At 67.2% G+C, this 21,838-nt stretch carries 20 protein-coding genes; 11 read left to right on the top strand and 9 right to left on the bottom strand.

What is annotated here, in order from left to right; genetic code table 11:
• On the top strand, positions 1–736 hold a 736-nt coding region (locus tag RUH65_RS02295), incomplete at its 5' end, for an aldo/keto reductase (protein ID WP_313815579.1).
• On the opposite strand, the gene RUH65_RS02290 is transcribed toward RUH65_RS02295, so the two are convergent.
• The 3 genes from RUH65_RS02290 to RUH65_RS02280 all read right to left on the bottom strand — a co-directional run bounded on the left by RUH65_RS02290 (position 733) and on the right by RUH65_RS02280 (position 3,854).
• Positions 733–1,620 (bottom strand): sugar nucleotide-binding protein, encoded by an 888-nt coding sequence (locus RUH65_RS02290; RefSeq protein WP_313815578.1) that lies wholly within the window; start codon positions 1,618–1,620, stop codon positions 733–735. The two genes, RUH65_RS02295 and RUH65_RS02290, sit on opposite strands and share 4 nt — an antisense overlap.
• A gap of 51 nt (positions 1,621–1,671) precedes the next feature.
• Complete coding sequence (locus RUH65_RS02285; RefSeq protein WP_313815577.1) at positions 1,672–2,766, bottom strand: MBL fold metallo-hydrolase; 1,095 nt, start codon at positions 2,764–2,766, stop codon at positions 1,672–1,674.
• Between the two features lie 74 nt (positions 2,767–2,840).
• Positions 2,841–3,854 (bottom strand): LacI family DNA-binding transcriptional regulator, encoded by a 1,014-nt coding sequence (locus RUH65_RS02280; RefSeq protein WP_313815576.1) that lies wholly within the window; start codon positions 3,852–3,854, stop codon positions 2,841–2,843.
• A gap of 116 nt (positions 3,855–3,970) precedes the next feature.
• Between RUH65_RS02280 and RUH65_RS02275 the strand changes: the two genes are divergently transcribed.
• Entirely contained in the window at positions 3,971–6,175 is a 2,205-nt protein-coding gene (locus RUH65_RS02275; RefSeq protein WP_313815575.1) for a cadherin-like beta sandwich domain-containing protein, read from the top strand.
• Between the two features lie 40 nt (positions 6,176–6,215).
• Here RUH65_RS02275 and RUH65_RS02270 read toward each other — a convergent pair whose 3' ends face one another.
• Complete coding sequence (locus RUH65_RS02270) at positions 6,216–6,500, bottom strand: MerR family transcriptional regulator (RefSeq protein WP_313815574.1); 285 nt, start codon at positions 6,498–6,500, stop codon at positions 6,216–6,218.
• Positions 6,501–6,640: 140 nt separating this feature from the next.
• Between RUH65_RS02270 and RUH65_RS02265 the strand changes: the two genes are divergently transcribed.
• Together RUH65_RS02265 and RUH65_RS02260 are read left to right on the top strand one after the other, a co-directional pair.
• On the top strand, positions 6,641–7,072 hold the full coding sequence (locus tag RUH65_RS02265) for an Hsp20 family protein (RefSeq protein WP_313815573.1): 432 nt from the start codon (positions 6,641–6,643) through the stop codon (positions 7,070–7,072).
• A 119-nt stretch (positions 7,073–7,191) separates the two neighbouring features.
• Positions 7,192–7,569, top strand: coding sequence for a hypothetical protein (locus tag RUH65_RS02260; protein WP_313815572.1), 378 nt, complete (start codon positions 7,192–7,194; stop codon positions 7,567–7,569).
• 31 nt (positions 7,570–7,600) lie between these two features.
• Here RUH65_RS02260 and RUH65_RS02255 read toward each other — a convergent pair whose 3' ends face one another.
• Positions 7,601–8,413, bottom strand: a complete 813-nt coding sequence (locus tag RUH65_RS02255; RefSeq protein ID WP_313815571.1) for an SDR family oxidoreductase — start codon at positions 8,411–8,413, stop codon at positions 7,601–7,603.
• A 92-nt stretch (positions 8,414–8,505) separates the two neighbouring features.
• Between RUH65_RS02255 and RUH65_RS02250 the strand changes: the two genes are divergently transcribed.
• Entirely contained in the window at positions 8,506–9,303 is a 798-nt protein-coding gene (locus RUH65_RS02250) for an IclR family transcriptional regulator (RefSeq protein WP_313815570.1), read from the top strand.
• A 75-nt stretch (positions 9,304–9,378) separates the two neighbouring features.
• On the opposite strand, the gene RUH65_RS02245 is transcribed toward RUH65_RS02250, so the two are convergent.
• Positions 9,379–10,857 (bottom strand): aldehyde dehydrogenase family protein, encoded by a 1,479-nt coding sequence (locus tag RUH65_RS02245; protein WP_313815569.1) that lies wholly within the window; start codon positions 10,855–10,857, stop codon positions 9,379–9,381.
• 70 nt (positions 10,858–10,927) lie between these two features.
• The gene (locus RUH65_RS02240) at positions 10,928–11,623 is read right to left on the bottom strand and encodes a GntR family transcriptional regulator (protein WP_313815568.1); all 696 of its coding nucleotides are present in this window, start codon (positions 11,621–11,623) and stop codon (positions 10,928–10,930) included.
• A gap of 139 nt (positions 11,624–11,762) precedes the next feature.
• Here RUH65_RS02240 and RUH65_RS02235 point away from each other — a divergent pair, with 139 nt between their 5' ends.
• Positions 11,763–12,167 (top strand): carboxymuconolactone decarboxylase family protein, encoded by a 405-nt coding sequence (locus tag RUH65_RS02235; RefSeq protein ID WP_313815567.1) that lies wholly within the window; start codon positions 11,763–11,765, stop codon positions 12,165–12,167.
• Positions 12,168–12,254: 87 nt separating this feature from the next.
• Here the strand turns inward: RUH65_RS02235 and RUH65_RS02230 are convergent, their stop codons facing one another.
• Positions 12,255–13,736, bottom strand: coding sequence for a DASS family sodium-coupled anion symporter (locus RUH65_RS02230; protein ID WP_313815566.1), 1,482 nt, complete (start codon positions 13,734–13,736; stop codon positions 12,255–12,257).
• A 71-nt stretch (positions 13,737–13,807) separates the two neighbouring features.
• Entirely contained in the window at positions 13,808–14,728 is a 921-nt protein-coding gene (locus RUH65_RS02225; protein ID WP_313815565.1) for an NAD(P)-dependent oxidoreductase, read from the bottom strand.
• Between the two features lie 394 nt (positions 14,729–15,122).
• Here RUH65_RS02225 and RUH65_RS02220 point away from each other — a divergent pair, with 394 nt between their 5' ends.
• The 5 genes from RUH65_RS02220 to RUH65_RS02200 are packed head-to-tail and all read left to right on the top strand — an operon-like array spanning position 15,123 to position 21,274.
• Positions 15,123–16,931, top strand: a complete 1,809-nt coding sequence (locus RUH65_RS02220; RefSeq protein ID WP_313815564.1) for an FAD-dependent oxidoreductase — start codon at positions 15,123–15,125, stop codon at positions 16,929–16,931.
• On the top strand, positions 16,928–17,266 hold the full coding sequence (locus tag RUH65_RS02215) for a Dabb family protein (protein WP_313815563.1): 339 nt from the start codon (positions 16,928–16,930) through the stop codon (positions 17,264–17,266). Before RUH65_RS02220 ends, RUH65_RS02215 begins: the two co-directional genes overlap by 4 nt.
• Positions 17,263–18,678: an MFS transporter gene (locus RUH65_RS02210; RefSeq protein WP_313815562.1), complete on the top strand. Its 1,416-nt coding sequence runs from the start codon at positions 17,263–17,265 to the stop codon at positions 18,676–18,678. Before RUH65_RS02215 ends, RUH65_RS02210 begins: the two co-directional genes overlap by 4 nt.
• 44 nt (positions 18,679–18,722) lie before the next feature.
• Positions 18,723–20,483: an FAD-dependent oxidoreductase gene (locus tag RUH65_RS02205; RefSeq protein WP_313815561.1), complete on the top strand. Its 1,761-nt coding sequence runs from the start codon at positions 18,723–18,725 to the stop codon at positions 20,481–20,483.
• Complete coding sequence (locus RUH65_RS02200; RefSeq protein ID WP_313815560.1) at positions 20,480–21,274, top strand: SDR family NAD(P)-dependent oxidoreductase; 795 nt, start codon at positions 20,480–20,482, stop codon at positions 21,272–21,274. Before RUH65_RS02205 ends, RUH65_RS02200 begins: the two co-directional genes overlap by 4 nt.
• The last annotated feature ends 564 nt before the right edge of the window (positions 21,275–21,838 follow it).

Below are 21,838 nucleotides of genomic sequence, written 5' to 3'. Positions count from 1 at the left end.
GAGCCTCGGCAGCGCCGAGCGGGAACAGATCACGCTGCAGACCAAGACCGGGATCGTGGACCGGGAGTGGCACTACGACTCCTCGTACGAGCACATCGTGGCCTCCGTCGAGGAGTCGTTGCGAGCACTGCGCACCGAGTACCTCGACGTGCTGCTGCTGCATCGCCCGGACGCCCTCGTGGAACCGGAGGAGGTGGCCCGCGCCTTCGATGAGCTCGAGTCCGCCGGGAAGGTGCGGTCCTTCGGCGTCTCCAACCACACGCCGCGCCAGATCGACCTGCTCAAGACCGCCGTCCGCCAGCCGCTGCTCGTCAACCAGGTCCAGTTCTCCCTGACGCACTCTACGATTGTGGCCCAGGGTCTGGCCTCGAACATGGCCGGCCAGGAAGACTCGCTGACCCGGGATGGTGGGGGGATCGTGGATTACTGCCGTCTCCACGGCATCACGCTCCAGGCCTGGTCGCCCTTCCAGCGGGGCGCCCAGGGTGGCGTGTTCTTCGGCTCCGAGGAGCAATTGGAACTCAACGCCGAACTGGACCGGCTGGCCGGACAGTACGGCGTCACCCCGGCGGCGATCGCCACGGCCTGGATCACCCGCCACCCCGCCCACATGCAGGTGGTCCTCGGCACCACCAATCCGCAGCGGATCGCCGACGCCGTGGCCGGCTCCGACCTCCCGCTCACCCGGGGCGAGTGGTACGGGCTGCTCCAGGCCGCCGGCCACCACGTGCCCTAGGACTGCTCCGGGGATCCTGCCCCGTTCCGGTCATCGATGAGCTGGCCGTAGCCGGATTGGAACGTGGGATGCTCCAGGCTGCCCAGGAATTCCAGGAGCCGCGCGCCGTCCAGGACGGTGCCGCTCGCCTCCTCCGGTTCGACGGCCGGCGGGGGCGGGACCCCGAGCCGGTGGGCGATGTAGGTGATGACCTCGCCCAGGGGTGCCGGTGACCGGTCCACCGCGTGCAGCAGGCGGGGCGGCTCCTCCGCGGTCAGCAGGGCGTGCAGGGTACGGACCAGGTCGTCCTCGTGGATGCGGTTCGTGCGGCGGGCGTACTGGACCGGGGTGCCCTCGAGGGCCTGACGCAGCAGCATCTCGCGCCCCGGCCCGTAGATCCCGGCTGGGCGGAGGATGACGGCGTTGAAGAGCTCATCCGCCAGCCGCTCACCCTCGAGCAAGGTGCTGGCGCGCGGGCCCACCGGGGCGGGAGCGTCCCGTTCGGTGAGAGGCCGGCCGTGGGTGTGGCCGCCGAGCACGCGGGTGGAGGACACCAGGACCACGCGGACCGGGACCTGCGGCAACGCGGCGGCGAGGTTCCGCAGCGAGGCGAGGTAGCCGTCGTCGTGCCCTGGATTCTCCACGGAAGCCGGGCCGGTCACCGGGCCGCCGGGAGGCAGGGTGATGACCATGGCGTCTACGGCCGGCAGTGCGGTGCGCACGGGCACCTGCAGGTCCACCGGCAGGGCGGTGAAGGCGGCGGGAAGCCCGGCCGTGGTGCGGCGCAGGGCGAACACCTCCCCGCCGTCCGCGGCGAGGCGCTCCCCGAGCCGGGTGCCGAGTGCGCCGCAGCCCACGAGCAGGGTGCGGCCGGGGATGCGCTGGGATGGGGGAGGCGCGGACATTCCGGCAGTCTATCCGCGCTATCCGCGCCGGCCCTCCCGTCAGGCACTGAGTCAGACGCTGAACAACTGCCGGTCGGCGGCCAGGGTGTAAGGGCCGTCGTAGAACTCGGCGATGCCGGCCAGGTCGGCGTCGGTGAAGACCCCGGCCATGTGGCTGACCACGACCTTCTTGGCCCCGGCCTCGGCGGCAATCCGTCCGATGCCCTCGGGCGTGGTGTGGCTGGACTCCAGGTGGTGCAGGAACTCCTCGGTGAAATCCTGGTCCCGGTAGTAGTCCATGTTGACGACCTCGTGGACCAGGAGGTCGGCGTCCTGGCTGAGGCGGACCATGTTGGGGGTCTCGGCGGTGTCACCGGAGAAGGTGATCACGCCATACTCGGTCTCGAAGCGGAAGCCGAAGGACGGGAAGACCGGCAGGTGCTCCACCAGGGTGGCCTTCACGCGCACGCGGTCGTCCTCGTAGATGGTGAACGGCTCCATGTCCGGGACGGGATTGCGGTCCGGATCCGACCGCGGGCGCCGGGGCAGCTCGATGTCCACGCCCTCGAAGAGCTCATCGAGCGGGATCCGGGCCTCGTCCGTGGTGCGGATGTTGATGTCATAGGCGTTGGCGCGCATCAGATTCCGGATGACGTCCTTCATGCCGGTCTGCGGCGGGGAGACGACCGGCCGGATCCCCCGGGGCAGGCGGACCCGGCCGGGGCCCACGATCCCCACCCGGGAGGTGACGCCCTGCACCGGGGTGTCCCAGTTGTAGAGCATGTAGGCACTCAGCTCGGAGATGTGGTCCGAATGCAGGTGCGTGACGAACCCCTGGCGCAGCTTGTTGCCGGTCAGGCCGGCCTCGGAGGCCTGCCGCGGCATCCCCAGCCCGAAGTCCACCAAATAGTGCAGCCCGTCAACGACGACGGCGCTCGCGATCCCGTGCCGCGGCCCGCGGATCGCCGGTCCGGCAGCGGTTCCGAGGGTGACCAGGTGCATGCCGGTGTCCGGCACGTTCGCCGCCGCGGCCAGCACGGGGCCGGTGGCCGCAGTGGCGGCCCCTGCGGAACCCGCGCCGAGGATCGGGGCGCTGAGGGCAGCGATGCCGCCGGCGCCCAGGAGGGTGCGGCGGGGAACATTCGAGGTGCGAGGGGTGGACGGCATGATTCCTCCGGAGGTCGGGGCCGAGGCACCGCATGACGGTGAAGTGTGTGATGAAGGTCACTCGGCCACCATCACTATGGACGAAGGGGCGCGGAGGTGCAAGGCCCGGAGACGGGGGCCGGACCGGTGGACTCCCGGATGGCCAGGCTGGAGGGCAGCACCACGAGTTGATTGCGCCGGCCCTCCACCAACATCTCGACGCCGTGGTGAGCGGCAGCCTCGTACTGTCCTCCGAGGGTGGTCAGCGGGGGTGTGCAGAACCGGGAGACGAACATGTCGTCGTACCCCACCACGCTGAGATCCGCGGGGACGGAGAGGCCGTTGCCCTGGACGTGCTGGATGATCCCGATGGCCAGGAGATCGTTGTGGGCGACGACGGCGGTGGCCCCGGCGCGCAGGACCTCTTCGGCCGCCGCGGGCCCATCCTCCAGTGAGGGCCGGAAAGGGCCGAGCTGGCGGATCTCCAGCTCGTGTGACTGTGCGGAGCCGGACAAGGCGTTCCACCGCTGGTGGCGGACCCAGCTGCTGGACGGACCGCCGGCATAGGCCACCCGGGTGTGGCCCAGGGCCGCCAGGTGGGTGATGATGCGCTGAGATCCCTGGTCCTGGTCCACGAGGGAGCACGAGATGCCCTCCACATGCCGGTTCAGCAGCACGACGCTGGCCCGGTCGGACAGGGCCGTGACCTCCGCGTCGGACAGGCGGCTCGAGGTGAGGATGAATCCGTCCACCCGGCCGATGAGGCGCTCCAGGACGGCTCGCTCCCGGGCGGGATCCTCGCCGGTGTTGGCGAGCACCAGCCCGATGTCCGCGGTCTGGGCCCTGCGTTCGGCCCCGTGGATGGCCTCCGAATAGTAGGGGTTGGTGATGTCCGGGACCACCATGGCGATGGTTCCGGTGCGCGGGGAGCCGGCCGATCGGGCGAAGGCGTTGCGGCGGTAGCCGAGGCGGTCCACGACGGCGAGGACCAGGGCGAGGGTGTGCGGGTGGACCTTCTGGGGCTGGCCCAGGGCCCTGCTGACGGTAGCGGGGGAGACGCCGCTCTCCCGGGCCACATCGTAGATCGTCACCCGGACCGGCTCGGGCACCGTGGCCTCCTCATGAAACTCGTTGAAACTTCTCGTCACTCCAGGAGCGTCACCCTAGGGTTCAATCATTCATCACCACCATCCCGAAATGCGCACCGTGAGGAAAGAGATCAACCATGGACCAGATGTGCTCCTGCACACATGATTCCGCTCTGCCGACAGTGGACGAGCTCACGCGGTCCCGGGTGTCCCGCCGGCAGTTCGGCGTCCTCGCCGTGGCCGCGGCGGCCACGGTCGGAGTCACCGCGGCATCGGCCGACCCGGCCGCGGCCCACCGCGGCCCCCAGCACCTCACGCGCGGGGAGTTCATCTCCCTGATCTCCAACCACTTCGACTGGGTGCACTCGTCGATGTACATCGACCCGTACAAGCTGCCCCAGCCGACCTTCAACGATGTGAAGCTGGGCAAGACCGAGCACTCCTATCAGATCGAGACCGCGCTCGAAGAGGGGGTCGTGTCCAACGCCAAGCGGACCTTCAACCCGCGCAAACCGATCACCCGCCAGGATGCCGCGGACATGCTGGCCAAGGCCTTCCACCTGCCCGCGTCGGACCAGAACGCCCTGAGCCGATTCTCCGACGCCAACGCGGTGGACCAGCCCCTGCGCGGCAGTGTCAACGCGATGCTGGCCGCCGGCTTCATGACGGGCGAATCCCGCACGAGGCTCTCCCCGCGGTCCCCGCTCTCGGCGAAGGAGGCCCGGACCATCTTCGACCGGCTGACGCGGGAACTCGTCTCTCCGCCGCAGGTCATGTGCAAGCCGGGGACGACCGCCCCGCGGCGCTACATCGACATCACCACGCCCACCGACGGTGCCACCATCCACTACACCTACACGGATGACGGCAGCGAGCCGGCGGACCCGAGCACGGATTCCCCGACGTTCGATCTGCGCCAGAACGGCGTGCTGCAGTTCGTGAACCCGCTGTCCTCCACCACGGACTCCAAGGAGTACCGGCTCAAGGCCGTGGCCGTGAAGGACGGGATGAGCGCCAGTTCCGTCCGGGAGTTCTCCTGGAACATCGTCCGCCCGCTGCAGGGGGAGTTCCGGGCCCAGCAGGTCAAGCGCGCCGGGCGCTCCCAGCCGGCCATCTGGAAGATCAACAATCCCTCCGAGTACTACCAGGCCAACGTCTACTACATCGAGGGCTCCCGGAGGGGCATCGTCTTCGACGCGGGTGAGTACGGCGCGGAGAAGGCCGACCTCAAGGCCTTCATCGACACCATCGCCTCCCGGCCCTACGACCTGGTCCTCGGCCACAACCATCCGGACCATGCCGAACAGATCCACAACTTCACCTCCGCCGGGGTCACCCTGTACTGCACCGACCGGGAGAAGGCCGCCCTGAGCGCCGCCCGGCGTGAGGACCACCGCCTGGCCGGCCAGGCCGCCGTCGCCGTGGAGGACGGCTTCGAGATCGATCTGGGCAATGTCCAGGTCAGCCTGTTCCATGCGCCCGGCCACACCAACGGGCTGATCACGGCGCTCATCAACCAGGCCGGCTGGGTGTACTGCTCCGATCACTACGGCTGCAACCGCCCGTACACGGCGGACACCACGCAGTTCAACTCCATCCGCGCGGACCTCTTCCTGTCCCTGCAGCGCCAGCTGGTGGCGGACTACCGGAAGCGCAGCCGAAGCGGCCGCGTGGTCGAGGTGACGAATGCCCATCAGGACGTGGCCGTGGGCATGGAGTGCATCGACAACTTCATCGAGTGCTTCCAGAACATGATCGACGACGGCGACGCCGCCATCGAGCCCTCCATCCGGGGCGGCATCAGCGGCAACCCCACGGGGCCGGTGCGCAACTCCCGGATGTCCAAGGTGGGGGACATGTGGCGGGACCCGAACTGGATCGCCGTGGGCAACTCCATCGGCGCCGGCCTGGACCAGCCGCGGGACTACCTGAGCTCGCCGACGGACGCCTACCCCTCCGGGGTGACGGTGGACTACAACGCCGAGGGCGGGCATCTGCGCTATTCGGTCCTGAGCCACCTCGAGATCGACGGCGGCCGGCTGGTGGGCACGGACGTGCACTGGGCGCCGCCCTCGAACGGGGTGGAGAACAGGCTGACGGACAAGTTCAACCCCTGGGTGTTCGACTACGAGATCGTGGTGCCCCGCGGCACCCGCTCGGTGTCCGTGCTGCCGACCGCGATGTCCAGCAACGTCCGCTCCCTGACGGTCAACGGGTCCCAGGTGCGGCACTCCCGGCCGGTCAGGGTGCCAGTCCGGCACAAGACGCGCTTCACCGTGGGAGTGGTGGCACCGGACAGCCGGACGTCGAGTGAGTACACGTTCACGGTGAGGGTGGATTAAGGGTGGACGGAGGGTGTGCTCCAGGGCCGGGCGGCGGTGACTAGGCCCGGTCTTGGAGGCGCCTCACCTGATGCGTCAGCTGTCGGTTCCGGGCCTCGAGCTGCAGCACCAGCCGGACTCCGGCCAGGTTGAGGCCATCGGCCAGTAGCTCTCCGATGCGCCGAAGCGCAGCCACATCCCGGTCACTGTAGAGGCGGGTGCCTCCGGGGGTCCGCTCTGGCTCCAGCAGGCCACGGCTCTCGTACTGGCGCAGGTTGTGCTGCTCCATCCCCACCATCCTGGCGGTGACCGAGATGCTGTACACGCCGTGGTTGTCCTTGCTCACACCGGGGAACCTTTCCACTCGTCCGGGAATCCACCCTTGCATACCTTGTGTCCGTGAGTTATTAAATATGTACCAGCCAGTTGAGATCCTCAAGGCTGGGACCACTGAATACATCGACCATCTGTTGGGAGTGAGTCATCATGCTGATGCGTACCGATCCGTTCCGCGACCTTGACCGTCTCGCCGAGCAGGTGCTGGGCACCCGATCCAGGCCGGCCGCGATGCCGTTGGAGGCCTGGCGGGAGGGCGACCAGTTCGCCATCGCGTTCGATTTGCCCGGGGTGGAGGCGGATTCCATCGACCTGGGGATCGAAGGCAACGCCTTGACCGTCCGGGCCGAGCGGGCACCGCGGGCACCCGAAGGGGCCGAGATGCTGGCCTCGGAGCAACCGCGCGGTGTCTTCAGCCGCCAGGTCATCCTGGGCGAGCAACTCGATACCGGAGCGATCACTGCGGGCTACGAGGCCGGTGTTCTCACCGTGCGCATACCCGTGGCCGAGCACGCCAAGCCACGGCGCATCCAAGTCGAGGCGGTAGGCGAGCCGAGGCAGCTCGTGGAGTCCAACTCCTGAGAATCGGCACAGCGGGGCCCCGGATCCCGTTCCGGGGCCCCGTCCCGCCCTCCGGACCCATACAGGGTGGGGCGAAGGGCGGGCGCGGGCCCGGAGGAATCGTGATGGAAATGACCGGAATGAGTTCGTGGCGACCGTATAACCACTCGCTGTTGCCCACCTTCTACGAGCGATTCGAGGAGCGGTGGGGCAAAGGCGCAGCCCCGTTTCTGGATCCCGAGGTGACCGAGCCGCCGATGCCTCGCGCTCAGTGGATCAATGTGGACACGGGTGCGGCCGTCGCCGTCGTGCCGATGTGGGCCGATGACTCCGAGCACCGCTCGTTCGGCGTGTTCTATCTGCCACCGCAGGGCGACATCTGGGTCCTGCATCCCGGCCCGACCCAGTACGTCGAACCGGATGACGGAGTGGACCGGGAACGGGTGACGCTGCGCAACCAGGCCTTCACCAAGGCCATCCGACACGCTGAGGAGTTCATCTTCGGGCACCTCCCCTGAGGGGGCGGCGGTGCGCTCACCGCACTTCGGGTCAGGAATCCTGCCGCAGGTGGTTGCCCGCTGTCTCGCCGCCGTCGATGGCGATGGACGAGCCGGAGATGAAACGGGACTCGTCCGAGGCCAGGTAGAGCACCAGGGAGCTGATCTCCTCGACCTGGGCGGCGCGGCCGGCGGGCACCTGCCCGAGTCCCCGCTTCAGGCCGGCGGTGAGCGGTGTCTCCACGGAGCCGGGGTGAATGGAGTTCACCCGGATCCCGTCCTCCCCGAAGTCCAGCGCCGAGGTTTTGGTCAGCCCCTGCACGCCCCATTTCGCGGCGGAGTACGCGGCGCGGTTCTTGAAGCCGACCAGCCCGGCGATCGAGGACACGTTGATGATCGAGGAGGTGCGCTGCTTCTTCAGCTCCGGCACCGCGGCCTTCATCCCGAGGAACGTCCCGGTCAGGTCGATCTCGAGGGTCCGGGACCAGTCCTCCACGGAGGCGTCCTCCACATTCCCGGGCGTGTAGATCCCCGCGTTGTTGACCAGCACGTCCAGCTTCCCGAACTCCCGGACACAGTGCCCGACGGCGGCTGTCCAGTCCTGAAGGCTCGTCACGTTCAGCGGGGTGAAGGCGGCGGCCCGCCGGCCGGCGATCGCAGTGATCTCCTCGGCCAGGGCGGTGCCGGCCTCAACCTGGAGGTCGCCGATGACGACGTTGGCCCCGGCCGCCGCCAGCACCCGGGCATGCGAGGCGCCCATGCCCTGGGCCGCCCCGGAGATCAGCACGACCTTGCCGGCGGCGCGTCCGGCTACAGAGGAGAACGCGGAGGAAGCTGCGGAGGGGGTGGCGGTGGTCTCGGTCATGGCGGCAACGGTAGGGCCGATCCGGTGGGTACTCCCGAGGGTGTTCCATTGATCGGTATGATCAGGGTCACTCTGTCGACGAAAGGCATGCCGTGGCCAACTCGCCCTCCGGCGAATCCGTCATCCACCGCGTGGTGCGGATCCTGGCTGCCTTCAGCGATGACACTCCCGCGCTGCACCTGCGTGAACTGGCCCGGGCCGTGGGGCTGCCGGTCTCCACCGTCCACCGCCTCGTCGCCGAGCTGGAGGTGGAGGGACTGCTGGTGCGAGATGACTCCGGACGGCTGCGCCACGGGCACCGGATGTGGGAGATGGCCTCCCGGGGCTCGCGGGCGTCCTCCCTTCGTGAGGCGGCACTGCCGCCCATGGAGGACCTGCTCAACCACACCGGCAACCACGTTTCGCTCGGTGTGCTGGAGGGCACGGACGTGCTGTATCTGGAGCGGCTGGCCGCCGACGACGCCACGATCAACATCACCCGGATCGCCGGCCGACTGCCGGTCCACGGCTGCTCGGCGGGGCTGGTGTTCATGGCCTATGCGCCGCAGGAGGAGCAGGACCGTTTCCTGCACCGGCGCCTGGAGAAGCTCACCCCGGACACCGTCACGGATCCGGATCAGCTGCGCGGCGTGCTGGCGGACATCCGCCGCAACGGCTTCGTGTCCATGGCGGGGATCATCGTGGAGGAGTCGAGCGGGATCTCGGTGCCGATCTTTGTGGAGGACCATCGCATCGTGGGTACGCTCACCGTGATCGTCCCCCGGGGCGAGGAGCACCTGGCCGTCACCATCCCGCAACTGCAGTTCGCGGCCCGCGCTATCACCCGCCGGCTGGGCCACGAGCCCGCGGCCCGCGCCATGCAGCGCCGCAGCGCGCCCCGCCCGAACTGACGCTGCCGATCATCGATGCGGAAATTGAAGCCAGAATCGGATGTCCTTGCTGCGGATGAGAAGGACGGGCATGGCTCAGCGAAGCGCGATGGTCACGCTCTTGAGCTGGGTGTAATGGTTCAGTGCCTCGATGCCCTTCTCGCGCCCGTAACCGCTCCTCTTCTGGCCACCGAAGGATGTCTGGACTGAAGCGGTGGACCATGTGTTGACATAGATCTGCCCGGCTTCCAGGGCTTCCGATACGCGAATAGCCCGCGCCATGTTCTGGGTCCATACACCACCGACGAGTCCGAATTCGGAGTCGTTGGCGATCTCGACGGCCTCCTGTTCCCCGTCAAAGGGAATGACGACCAACACGGGACCGAAGATCTCTTCCTGGGCGATGCGCATGGAGTTTCGTACACCGGTGTAGACGGTCGGGTTGATGTAGAAGCCACCCTCCAGGTGGGGCTCTCTTGCCATGGTGCCGCCGAGCGCGACCGTGGCTCCTTCCTGACGGGCGACCCCGAAATAGTCCTGAACCTGGTCGAACTGGCCCTTGGTGATCATGGGACCCATATCGACGCCCGGCCTGATCCCGCTCGCGATATCGACGACTCTGTCCACGAACTCGTCGTGAATCGACCGCTCGACGAGAAGGCGAGTGCCGGAGGAGCACACTTGGCCGGCATTCGTGGTGAAAGCCCGCACGGCCTCCGTCGCGGCGAACTCGCGGTCCGCATCGGCGAAGACGATGTTCGCTGATTTGCCCCCCAACTCCAGGGTCAGCGGGAGAATGCGATCGGCGGCAACGCGGCCGATCTCCTGACCCACGGCGACAGATCCAGTGAAGGCGACCTTCCTCACGTCAGGGTGGTGGACGATGGCGTCTCCGACGACATCGCCCCGCCCGAGAACGACATTGAAGACTCCGCGAGGCAGGCCCGCCTCGGTCGCCAGCCTGGCGAGTGCGACAGTGGTCTGGGAGGTGGATTCTGCCGGTTTGACGACGACGACATTGCCGGCGGTGATCGCGGGGGCGACCGCCCGGGCGGCCTGATTGATCGGGATGTTCCACGGGGTGATGACGCCGATGACGCCGAAGGGTTCGCGCAGGGTATAGACGTGTTGATCTGGCACGACATTGATGACCTCGCCCTGCGGCAGGTGGGACAGGCCTGCATAGAACTCGAAGTACTCCGCAGCCCCGCGGACCTCGGCCTCAGCGACGGCCCGCGGCTTACCCGTCTCGGCCCGTTCCAGGGTGACGAGGAGCTCGAGGTTCTCCCGAATGAGCCGGGCCAAGGAGCCGATGAGGGACGCGCGCTCGGCAGACGCCATCTTGCGCCACTGCCACGCGGCGCCAGCGGCTGATCTTACTGCGACGTCGACGTCGACGACTGTTCCGAGGGAGACCGTGGCCCCTGGGCCGCCCGTAACAGGATTGAGTACGGCGTGGGAAGTGCCGTCGGAAGAAAGCACGGGTCCGCCGTTGATCCAATGGGGAACCGGCCCTGGGTCAACCGCGTTGATCGCGAAATCGACCGGCGTGCCGATGGTGGTGTTCGTATCCACGTTGTACTCCTCAAGATCCTGCCAGTGTCCTCTGTACCGTAATACAGTAATACTGGTCTGGCGTGGAGATCTAGAGAACCGCAATTTCCGTGGCGTCCTTCTGCCGGAGAGTCTCCAGTGCCAGTTCGCCGGCGCGGGTGATGTGGACCTGGCAGGCGGCGCGGGCCGCGGCGGGATTCCGCTGCACGGCGGCAGCGTCGGTCACCTCTTGCAGTTCGATGATCGACTCTTGGGGGCGTCCGGGTGCCTGTAGGGAGAGGCTGCGGAAGAGGCGCGTCCGGCCGTGGATGCTCTCCACCATGGACTGCAGGACGGCATTGTGGGTGCCGGTCAGCAGTGATTCATAGAATTCGTCCTTGGCCTTGACCTGCTCTTTGAGTGCGCCTGTCCTGAGCGTCGTCTCAAGGTGCCGGTGTGCGTTGATCAGCGCTTCGCATTCACCCGACGTCGCGGCCTCGGCGAAAAGCTCGCCGGCAAGTCCCTCCAGCGAACTCCGGACACGATACAGATCCTCGACGTCCTGCTCCGTGAGTACGACGACCACAGGGCCTCGGTTCGGCTCGACCTGGATCAGTCCTTCGGATTCCAGCTGTCGCAGGGCCTCGCGTACAACGGTCCGCGACACCCCGTAGCGCTCGCAGAGTTGGTTCTCGACGAGTCGTTGGCCGGGGGTGAAATGCCCTTCGTGGATGTCATCTCGCAACCCTTCGGCCACTTGGTGACGTAAGGGTGCGGCCACGCGCTTGATGCGGGTTGCTTCAGTCATGTTCGTATTGTCCCTGGTCTGCGGCGCGGGTGGACAACTCCAGTTGAACTGATCCCATAATACCGTATTATAGTTTTAGCGACCGACCCAGTGTTGCGGATCACACGGATCCCGCATCCGACATTTGAAGGGGCCTATCATGTCCAGCGAAGCGCAGCAGTACATCAACGACATGGCCGAGAAGCGCGGTTACGTTCTCGAGTACCACAAGATCATGGCCACGGCGGATTTCGAGGTGCTCAAAGCTGCCAATACGGTTGTCTCGGGCGCCTACTTGAAGCCCCGTCTTCTGGACGCCAAGACCAAGGAATTGCTGTTCATCCTGAGCCTGACCGTCATGCGCGCTCCCAAGCCGCAATTGAAGAGTCACATCCAGGTGGCCCTGGATCACGGTGCGTCTCCGCAGGAGATCCTCGAGGCGATCGAGATCGCCCTGCCGGAGGCGGGCATTGTCGCTTTCCAGTACGGCGTAGAGGCCTGGCAGGAAGTCGTTCAGGTGGAGACCCTCGAACCGCAGGTGGAGGTGCACACCGGCAAGGACTGAGCGCAGCGGAACTCGAGAGGGGCCGGACAGTGTGACTGTCCGGCCCCTCTTCATGTCTTGTCCCTGGATTCCGGGACTCGATGTGGTCTAGAAGACCACGGGGAACCACAGCATGACGATGGCGGTGATGTAGAAGGCGTGGACGATGTTCAACCAGAATCCGGTCGTTACCATCTCGCGGATGGAGATCTTGCCGGTGCCGTAGGCAATGGCGTTCGGCGGCGTGGCCACTGGCAGCATAAAGGCGAAGTTGGCACCCAACGCGGCGGCCAGCATGAGCGGCATCGGGTCCATCCCGATGGCCGAGGCCACCACGCCGAAGACGGGTATCAACAACGTCGCGGTTGCGGTATTGGAGGTGATCTCCGTCAGGAACAGCACCAGCGTGGCACCAACGAATACGACGAGAACGGGCGGGGCTCCCTGCAGGATGCCGAGGCTGCTGCCGAACCACTCAGAGAGGCCGGACTGTTCGAAACCGACGGCGATTGCCAGACCGCCACCGAAGAGGAGCAGAACGTCCCACGGAACCTTGGCAGTGTCCTTCCAGGTCAAAAGCCGCCCACCGCCCTTGGCCGGGAGCAGGAACAGGGCGACGACTCCTGCGACGGAGATCATGCCGTCGGAGAGTGAGGGGATGAGGTTGGACCACAAGAAGGTCCGCGTGATCCACAGGAAGGCGATGCTCGCTGACGTGACGAGCACCAGGACCTCGTCCCGCGACATCTTGCCGAGCGCCTGAAGTTCCTCCTGGATGATCTCCTTGGCGCCCGGGACCGGTTGGTGGCCCACTTTGAACTTCACCCGAGTGAGGTAAAGCCAGATGACCAGGGTCGAGAGGATGGCGGCTGGGATGCCGAACAGCATGAATTGTCCGAAGCCGATCTCGACGTCAGCCACTTCCAGGGCCTGTGCGGCGAAGATGGGATTGGGCGTGCCGGAGATCAGTGTTCCCATGCCGCCGGCCGTGGCGGCGTAGGCGGTACCGAAGATCAGAGCCTTCTCCAGCAGGCGTACTTTGCGGTTCTCTTCGTCGTTGTCCTTGAAGTGAAACTGGCTGAGGATCGAGAGGGCAATCGGAATCATCATCATGGTGGTGGCCGTGTTGGAGATCCACAGCGAGACGAACATCGTGGCGATCATGAATCCGAGTACGAGCCGCGATGGGTTGGTACCCATGACGTTGATGATGCTCAGGGCGATGCGCCGATGCAGGTTCACTTTCTCCAGCGCCGCCGCAATGATGAAGCCGCCGAGGAATAGGAAGATGATGTCATTGGCGTAGGCGGCGATGACGTCATCCCGCTCGGCCACGCCGAAGATGGGGAAGAGGATCAGTGGGATCAGGGCAGTGGCCGCCAGCGGTACCGTCTCGGCGATCCACCAGGTGGCCACCCAGGCGGTGATGGCAAGGACAGCCTGAGCCGACTGCCCCATGCCGCCCAGCTCCGGGAGTGAGACGATCAGCAGGAAGAGGGCGGGACCGAGCAGGCCGCCGATCAGCTTGGCGTTGACCGCACGCGGTTTCCCCGGGGCCTTCCGCGGCGTAGTGGTAGTGGTGCTGGTCATGAGAAAGTCCTGTCTCAAGGGTTCGACGGGCGTCTTCGCGGCCCGCAGGGCGGCAGGATGCCTGAGGTGGGTTAGCGGGAGGAACGCAGGGTGGTGTGGTTGACGTTTTCCACATAGCGCGCCAACTCGGTGTGGTCAGGACGTTCGTTGTCCAACGAGGCGCGTGCCTCGGCCGCGATTTCACTGGTCCGGCTGACCAGGGGCGCCTCGATGGAATTGGCCCTGATGAGATCCATGGCGATCGCCATGTCCTTGATCATCAAATCCATCGCGAAGCCCGAGTCGAAAGTCCCAGTCAGGATGTGCCGGGGATACTTGACTTCGGAAGCCTGGCTGCGGCTCGTGGAAGAGTTGATGACGTCCACCATGGTTTCCGGCTCGATGCCGTTGGCCTGGGCCACACAGAGGATCTCAGCAGCAGCGGCCAGGTTTGTGGCCGAGAGAAGATTGTTCAGGGCTTTGGCCGCATGGCCGGCACCCGAGGGGCCCGCCTTGACGATGGCGCCAGCCATAGATTCGAGATGCGGCATAGCAGCCTCGACGGCATCTTCCGAACCGCCGACCATGAGGGACAGCTCGCCAGTTCGAGCCTTGAGGACTCCTCCGGAGACCGGGGCGTCCACATAGTGGATGCCGCATGCGGATGCTTCGGCGGCCAGGGCGCGGGTGCTGTCCGGCTGTGATGAGCTCATGTCGATCACCAGTGCACCGGATCCCAACTGTCTGAACAGACCGTCCTCGCCCCGCAGGGTGTTTTCGACGATCTGGCTGTTCGGGAGCATCAGAATGACGGTCTCGATGCCGGCCGGCAAGGCGCTGAGATGTGGGAGCGCTAGGGTGCCTGTCTCTTCTGCAACGTCATCAGCGACGCTGGCGTCGATGTCGAAAACCCAGGATGGAAAGGCGGGGGCATACTGTGCCGCCATGGGCCGGCCCATGTTGCCGAGCCCGATGAAGAGGCTCTTCGGTTGTGCGGCTGATCGGGTACTCATAGGACTGACTCTCCGTGATGTTGCTGGGCATGAAGCCGGGCGGGGTAGGGCCCGGGTGAAGCCAAGGACTAATACGGTATTACGGTAGTACTGCTTCGGCTTAAATGGAAGCTGGATCACATTTTCGGTGTCGCCGAACGTTCTGCGAGCCCATGGGCATCGACCTGGGTATGACCCGGTGGCTGCTCCGCGGCCCGGCTATATTCCTGCCTCGCCGACGCCCGCCACCGTGGGTGCATCACGCCGTCCCGTTGAACGGACCCCGGTGTTCGGATCAATGGGACACCCCCTCTCGGCGGAGTTGTGATCGGTGTCACGCTCTGGGTCATGGCTTCGGGTCGCGCCGAACTACTCCAGAACACCCCAGAACCACCGTTGATCGAAGGAACCACCCATGCGCCTGCTTACCGCAGACTCCACTGAGAACGCCGGCCGCTATGACGTCGTCGTGGTCGGCTCCGGCGCCGCCGCGCTGACCGCCGCAGCCACGGCCGCCCGCGCCGGACTGTCCGTGATCGTGCTGGAGAAGTCCGCGCTGCTCGGCGGCACCTCCGCCGTCTCCGGCGGCATGCTGTGGGTGGTGGACAACCACTACGCCCGCGAGGCGGGGATCGCCGATTCCAAGCAGGCCGGCCGCGAGTACGTGGAGGCCGTGGCCCGCGGCCGGGGCCGGGCCGAACTGCTGGACGCCGCCCTGGATCACGGGGACACCATGCTCCGCTTCGCCGAGGACGAGCTCGGCGTGCGCTTCATCTTCCTGGACAACTTCCCGGACTACCGCCAGGACCTGCCCGGAGCCGTGACCGGCGGGCGCACCGTGGAACCCGAACTCTTCAACTACCGCGAGGCCCTCGGCCCGATCGCCGAGCACGTCCGCTCCGACGGCCGCCACCCGTACACCATGCAGGAGTACGAGGACTGGGGGGCGTTCACCGCCTTTCCGTGGGACGAGCTCAACGCTCGCCAGGCCAACGGTTTCGCGGCCAAGGGCCATGCCCTCGCCGCCATGCTCCTCAAGGCCTGCCTGGACCACGGCGTGCAGTTCGCCATCGAGGCCCGCGTGGAGCGCCTCATCACCACCACCGAGGACGCCGGCCCCGACCATTCACTGTCCGGCCAGAACGAACCGATGGCTTCTGCCCGCACAGCGCCAGGGGGAGGGGCCAGCGCGGGGCGCGTGGCCGGCGTCGTGCTTCAGGACGGCACCGAGATCCAAGCGAACGCCGGCGTAATGCTGGCGGCCGGCGGCTTCGAATGGGACAAGTCACTGGCCGACTCGATGCTCGCCACCCGCCTCTACACGATGTGCTCCCCGCCCTCGAACACCGGCGACGCCCTGAAGATGGTCCAGCGCATCGGCGCCATGACCCGCGGTACCCGCGAGGCCTGGTGGGCACCGATGTCCGTGGTCGGCACCCTGCGGGACGGCGAGCCGGTGGGGAACCTGTTGCGCTTCGAGCGCCAGGGCCCGGGCTCCATCATGGTCAACCGCCACGGGCAGCGCTTCGCCAACGAGGCGCAGAATTACAACGACCTGGCGCGTGTGCTGCAGTCCTGGGACTCCGCGCAGAACCAGACGCTGAACACGCCGGCGCACGTGGTCTTCGACCAGTCGTATCTGGAGCGCTACGGCCTGATGGATCACCGCGCCGGCCAGCCGACCCCTGACTATCTCGTCGAGGCACCCACCCTGGGCGAGCTCGCCGTGAAGATCGGCGTCCCCGTGGAGGCCCTCGAGGCCACTGTCGCCCGGTTCAACACGCACGCGGTTGAAGGCGAGGATCCGGACTTCGGCCGTGGCACCTCCGAGTACGACCGCTACTGGGGGGACGCGGACAACGCCTGGCCCAACCCCTCCCTCGGCCCGCTGCAGTACGGCCCCTACTACGCCCTCGAGGTGGTCAACGGCGCCTTCGGCACCTGCGGTGGTGTGGCCACGGACGGCCACGGCCAGGTGCTCGACGTCGACGGCGCACCGATCGCCGGCCTGTTCGCCGCGGGCAACACCACCGAGAGTCCCTACGCCGCCGGCTACCCCGGCGCCGGGGCCACCCTCGGCCCGCTCATGACGATGGCTTACCTCGCCGGCCGCACCCTGGCCGGCCAGCCGGCGGAGTATGTGGGCAGCACCGGGCACGACGCCGGCCGCGCTCCGGGCGCTGCCCGGCCCGGTTCGCGGGACCTCGAGGAGGTGTCCGCATGATCCGGCACATCGTGATGTTCCGCTGGAAGGACAGCTTCACGGAGGCGATCCGCGCGCTGTGGATCGACGGATTGGAGGGCCTGAGGGGCGCCATCCCCGGCCTGCTCGCCCTGGACCACGGACCCGACGTCCTGAAGACGGACAAGTCCTGGGACCACGTCATCATCGCCGACTTCGAGGACCGTGACGCCCTCGCCGTCTACAACACCCACCCCCTCCATGAGGCCATCAAGCCGTTCTCCCTGCCGAACGTGCGGGACCTGGCCTACGTGGACCTGGAGATCAGCACCGAGCAGGACGCCCCGTCCTCCCACACCCCCAAGGACCCCTCATGAGCACCACCACTCCCCGCACCGCGGGACAGCATCGTCAGCCCGCGAACGATCCACTGCACCCGCAGGACCCGATGGCGGAGCGGGCCACGCTGGACGCGCTCGACGCCAAGCGGACGCCCAAGAAGGCGGCCCTGGCCTCCTTCCTGGGCTCCACCATGGAGTACTACGACTTCTTCATCTACGGCACCGCCGCCGCCCTGGTGTTCCCGCAGCTGTTCTTCCCGGGCGGCGACCCGGCCATCGCGGCGATCGCCTCCTTCGCCACCTTCGGCGTGGCTTACATCGCCCGTCCGCTCGGCGGCCTGGTGATGGGCCACTTCGGTGACCGGCTGGGACGCAAGAACGTGCTGCTGGTGACCCTGCTGATCATGGGCCTGGCCTCGTTGGCGATCGGCCTGCTGCCGACCTTTGACTCGATCGGCATCTGGGCCACCGTCCTGCTGGTGGTCGCCCGATTGGCCCAGGGCTTCTCCGCCGGCGCCGAATCCGCGGGGGCGTCCTCGCTGACGATCGAGCACTCCCCGGAGGGCCGCCGCGGCTTCTTCACCTCCTTCGTGATGATGGGCTACGCCGCGGGCATGGTGCTCTCCACCATCGTGTTCATCCCCATCGCGGCCCTGCCGGAGGAGGCCCTGATGAGCTGGGGCTGGCGGATCCCGTTCCTGCTCTCCATCTTCGTGCTGGCCATCGCCTTCTGGGTGCGAACCAAACTGGACGAGACCCCGGTCTTCGAGGAAGAGGTGGCCGAGGCCGGCGAGGTGAAGAAGCTGCCCGCCGGCGAGGTGCTGAAGTACCAGGGCGGGGACGTGTTCCGAGTTCTGCTGATGTCCGCGTTCTCCGTGATGCAGACGATCTTCACCGTGTTCGGCCTGTCCTACGCCGTGGACCAGGGCGGATTCGAGCGCACGGACATCCTCACCGTCAATGCGGTGGCCATCGGCCTATCCATGGCGGTCATGCCGTTCGCCGGCAAGCTCTCGGACCGGATCGGCCGCAAACCGCTGATGCTGACCGCCATGATCGGCTGTTCGGTCTCCATCTTCCTGTACTTCCTGGCCTTGGGCACCGGCAACATCTGGTTGGTGTTCGCCGCCTCGATGCTCTTCATGACCGTGCTGTACTCCGGCTTCAACGGGATCTGGCCCTCGTTCTTCGGTGAGCTGTTCGCCGCCCCGGTCCGCTACACCGGCATGGCGATGGGCAACCAGCTGGGCCTGATCCTGGCCGGCTTCGGTCCGATGATCGGCGGCATGCTGCTCGGCGCCGGCGCGTTCGGCTGGGTCCCGGTGGCGATCTTTGGCTGCGTGGTGGCCCTCATCGCCGCCGTGGCCTGCTTCAGCTCCCGGGAGACCGCCCACACCCCGATCCAGGGACTCGGCGAGCCGTACCTCAAGGGCGCCGGCCGGATCTAACCATGGCGAACACCTCGAACCCTTCCCCGACCTCTGGAGAACACATGACTGAGAACACCCCCATCCAGCACATCCACCAGTGCGACGTGCTGGTGGTCGGCTCCGGTGCCGCCGGGATGGCCACCGCTCTGCGGGCCGCCCATGACGGGCTGAACGTGATCGTGGCGGAGAAGTCCCCGCACTTCGGCGGCACCACGGCGCTGTCCGCGGGGTGGTCCTGGGTGCCGGGCAACCCGAAGGGCGCAGCGGCCACCGGTGACACCCGCGAGGAAGCGGAGACCTATCTGAAGGCGCTGTCCGGCGACTACTACAACGAGGAGGGCGTGGCCGGGTTCCTGGACACCGTCCCCGAGGCCATCGACTTCTTCGAGGACAACACCTCCGTGGTGTTTTCCTGCCCGGAGAAGGCTCCCGACTACCAGATGGACCTGCCGGGAGCTCGGTTGGGCGGGCGCGCCATCCTGCCGTCCGACGCGGACATCCGCATGCTGGGGTCCCGCCGCAAGGAGCTGCAGCCCTACCTGAGCTCGTACACGGTGTTCGGTTACATGCCTCAGGTCGGCCCGGACATGGCGACGATCCTGAAGGCCAACCAGTCCGTGAAGGCCTTCACCTACACCGCGTCCAAGCTGCTTCGCACCTGGGTGGACACCGCCCTGTTCCAGCAGCCCCTCAAGCGCACCAACGGTTCGGCCTTGATGACCCGCATGGTCGCCTCCGCGTTGGACGTCGGGGTGCGGGTGTGGACGAATACTCCGGTGCAGGAGCTGGTGGTGAACGACGACGGCGCGGTCACCGGCGCGATCATCGGCGGGGAACGCGCGGGCCGGGTCAAGGCCAGGCTGGGCGTGGTGCTGGCCGGCGGCGGGTTCACCGGGGACGAGGAGTTGCGCCGGCAGTACTTCCCCCACGACCCCGACGGTCGGGAGCACTTCACCCCCACCCAGGGTCATGACGGTTCCTCGGCGCGCATGGCGATGGCCGTCGGCGGGCGGATCAGCACCGCGGTGTCCTCGGTGGCCTCCTGGGCGCCGGTGACGGTGTTCAAGGACCTGGTCACGCGTAGGCAGCGGCTGTTCCCGCACCTGCGCCAGATCGGCCTGCCCGGCATGATCACGGTGGACAAGCACGGCAAGCGCTTCGGCAATGAGGCGCTGAGTTACCACGACTTCGGCCGGCAGATGCTGGACCACATGAAGGACGAGGAGTCCGTCTACGCGTGGATCGTGGGCGATGAGAAGCTCATGCGCAAGTACGGCATCGGTTTCGCCAAGCCCACGCCGATTCCGCGCCAGCTGTTCTATGCCGCGGATTACCTGGTTAAGGGCGAGACCGTGGCCGAGTTGGCGGAGAAGATCGGGGTGGATGCGGCCGGGCTGGCCTCGACGCTGGAGCGGTTCAACCGGGATGCCGTGGCGGGGGAGGACACCGAGTTCGGGCGCGGGTCCACCGCGTACAACCACTTCCGTGGGGACATGGACCACCAGCCCAATCCGAACCTGGCGACCATCGATAAGGGCCCCTTCTACGCGGCCAAGATGCGCATGGGGGACCTGGGGACGTTCGCCGGGATCGATGTGGACTCGCGGCATGCCGTGGTGCGCGAGGACGGCTCGCGGATCCCGGGGCTGTACTCCGTCGGCGCCGCGGCCGTGTCGGTGTTCGGGGGCGGCTACCCGGGCTACGGCTCGCACATCGGCCCAGCCCTGGTGTTCGGCTACCGCATGGGCCGGGACATCGCCGAGCTGGCGGCCGAGTCCGGTCAGCCGGAGGCGCTGAGGCGGGCTATGGAGGTCCAGGCTTGAGCCTTGGAGTGAACCCCTCTCCGTTCGCGGGGCGCACCGCCGTGGTAACCGGTGCGGCCGGGGGCATCGGGGCAGCCACCGCCCGCATGCTGGCCGCCCGCGGCACGGCCGTGGTGATCGGCGACGTCGACCCGCGAGCTGCCGACGTGGTGGCCCAGGTCGAGGCTGACGGTGGCCGGGCCTTGTCCGTGCGCGCCGACGTGACCGACGAGGAGTCCGTGGCGGCACTGATGGACGTCGCTGCTGAGTTCGGGGCTGATGTTGGCGTCGCGGCTGGTGAGTCGGGCAGCGTGGATGTGCTGGTGGCCAACGCCGGCATCGCCGAGCGCAAGGGTCCGCTGCACGAGCTGGACCTGGACCACTGGCGCACCGTGCTGGACATCGACTTGACCGGGGTGGCGCTGTCCATGAAGCACGGGCTGCGGCACATGGATGCTCAGGGTTCCGGGGCCGTCGTCGCGGTCTCCTCGATCCTCGGGCTGGTCGGCCAGGCCGGCTCGGCGCCGTACTCGGCGGCGAAGGCCGGGGTGGCCAACCTGGTCCGCTCGGCCGGGCTGGGCTATGCGCAGTCGGGGATCCGGGTGAACGCGGTGGCACCGGGGTACGTGGAGACACCGTTGACCGCCGGACTGGACGAGTCGGTACGCGCCCAGATGACCGACCGTCAACCGATCGGCCGTCTGGGCACCCCCAAGGAGGTCGCCGAGGTCATCTGCTTCCTGGCCTCCGACGCCGCGTCCTTCGTCACCGGCGCCGTGTGGTCCGTGGATGGCGGTTACGTGGCGCAGTAGGTCGGGTCTGAGTGAACCGCGGCTTCAGTCCTGGTGTCAGATGCTGAAGATCTGCCGGTCGGCGGCCAGGGTGTACGGCCCGTCGTAGAATTCGGCGATGTCGGCCGGGCCGGCGTCCGTGGAGACCCCGGCGATGTGGCTGACCAACACCTTTTTGACCCCTGCGTCGGAGGCGATCCGCCTGATCCGCTCGGGCGTCGTGTTGCTGGACTCCAGGTAGTGCAGGAACTCCTCCCTGGAGTCCTAGTCCCGGTAGTAGCCCATGTTGAGACGACCACGTGGACCAGGAAGTCGGCGTCGCGAATGAGGCGGGCCATGTTGGCGGTCTCGGCTGTGACACCGGAGGGGTGATCACGCCATACTCCGTCTCGAAGCGAAACCCTGGCCGTTCGAGGCGCATCCGGGCCCTCTCTGGTGCGTGGCCACGTCAAGTTTCTCAGCGGGGTCAGTGCACCTTCAAAGCCTAGGCGGTGTCGCTTGCCCCGTGGACGCGGCGCTTCGGTGGCCGCGGGCCTTCCGCGGCGATCAGGGCGCCGAAAATTGCCTGGTGCTAGCCCCGAGACT

The sequence above is a fragment of the Citricoccus sp. genome, from assembly GCF_032154715.1.
GTDB lineage: Bacteria > Actinomycetota > Actinomycetes > Actinomycetales > Micrococcaceae > Citricoccus.
This window is presented reverse-complemented; position numbering and strand designations above follow the sequence as displayed.

Bases quoted from the DNA above. Each gene is read 5' to 3' on its own strand.
- RUH65_RS02290 (WP_313815578.1), bottom strand. From the start codon at position 1,620: ATGTCCGCGCCTCCCCCATCCCAGCGCATCCCCGGCCGCACCCTGCTC.
- RUH65_RS02285 (WP_313815577.1), bottom strand. From the start codon at position 2,766: ATGCCGTCCACCCCTCGCACCTCGAATGTTCCCCGCCGCACCCTCCTG.
- RUH65_RS02275 (WP_313815575.1), top strand. From the start codon at position 3,971: ATGGACCAGATGTGCTCCTGCACACATGATTCCGCTCTGCCGACAGTG.
- RUH65_RS02265 (WP_313815573.1), top strand. From the start codon at position 6,641: ATGCTGATGCGTACCGATCCGTTCCGCGACCTTGACCGTCTCGCCGAG.
- RUH65_RS02260 (WP_313815572.1), top strand. From the start codon at position 7,192: ATGAGTTCGTGGCGACCGTATAACCACTCGCTGTTGCCCACCTTCTAC.
- RUH65_RS02255 (WP_313815571.1), bottom strand. From the start codon at position 8,413: ATGACCGAGACCACCGCCACCCCCTCCGCAGCTTCCTCCGCGTTCTCC.
- RUH65_RS02240 (WP_313815568.1), bottom strand. From the start codon at position 11,623: ATGACTGAAGCAACCCGCATCAAGCGCGTGGCCGCACCCTTACGTCAC.
- RUH65_RS02235 (WP_313815567.1), top strand. From the start codon at position 11,763: ATGTCCAGCGAAGCGCAGCAGTACATCAACGACATGGCCGAGAAGCGC.
- RUH65_RS02230 (WP_313815566.1), bottom strand. From the start codon at position 13,736: ATGACCAGCACCACTACCACTACGCCGCGGAAGGCCCCGGGGAAACCG.
- RUH65_RS02225 (WP_313815565.1), bottom strand. From the start codon at position 14,728: ATGAGTACCCGATCAGCCGCACAACCGAAGAGCCTCTTCATCGGGCTC.
- RUH65_RS02220 (WP_313815564.1), top strand. From the start codon at position 15,123: ATGCGCCTGCTTACCGCAGACTCCACTGAGAACGCCGGCCGCTATGAC.
- RUH65_RS02215 (WP_313815563.1), top strand. From the start codon at position 16,928: ATGATCCGGCACATCGTGATGTTCCGCTGGAAGGACAGCTTCACGGAG.
- RUH65_RS02210 (WP_313815562.1), top strand. From the start codon at position 17,263: ATGAGCACCACCACTCCCCGCACCGCGGGACAGCATCGTCAGCCCGCG.
- RUH65_RS02205 (WP_313815561.1), top strand. From the start codon at position 18,723: ATGACTGAGAACACCCCCATCCAGCACATCCACCAGTGCGACGTGCTG.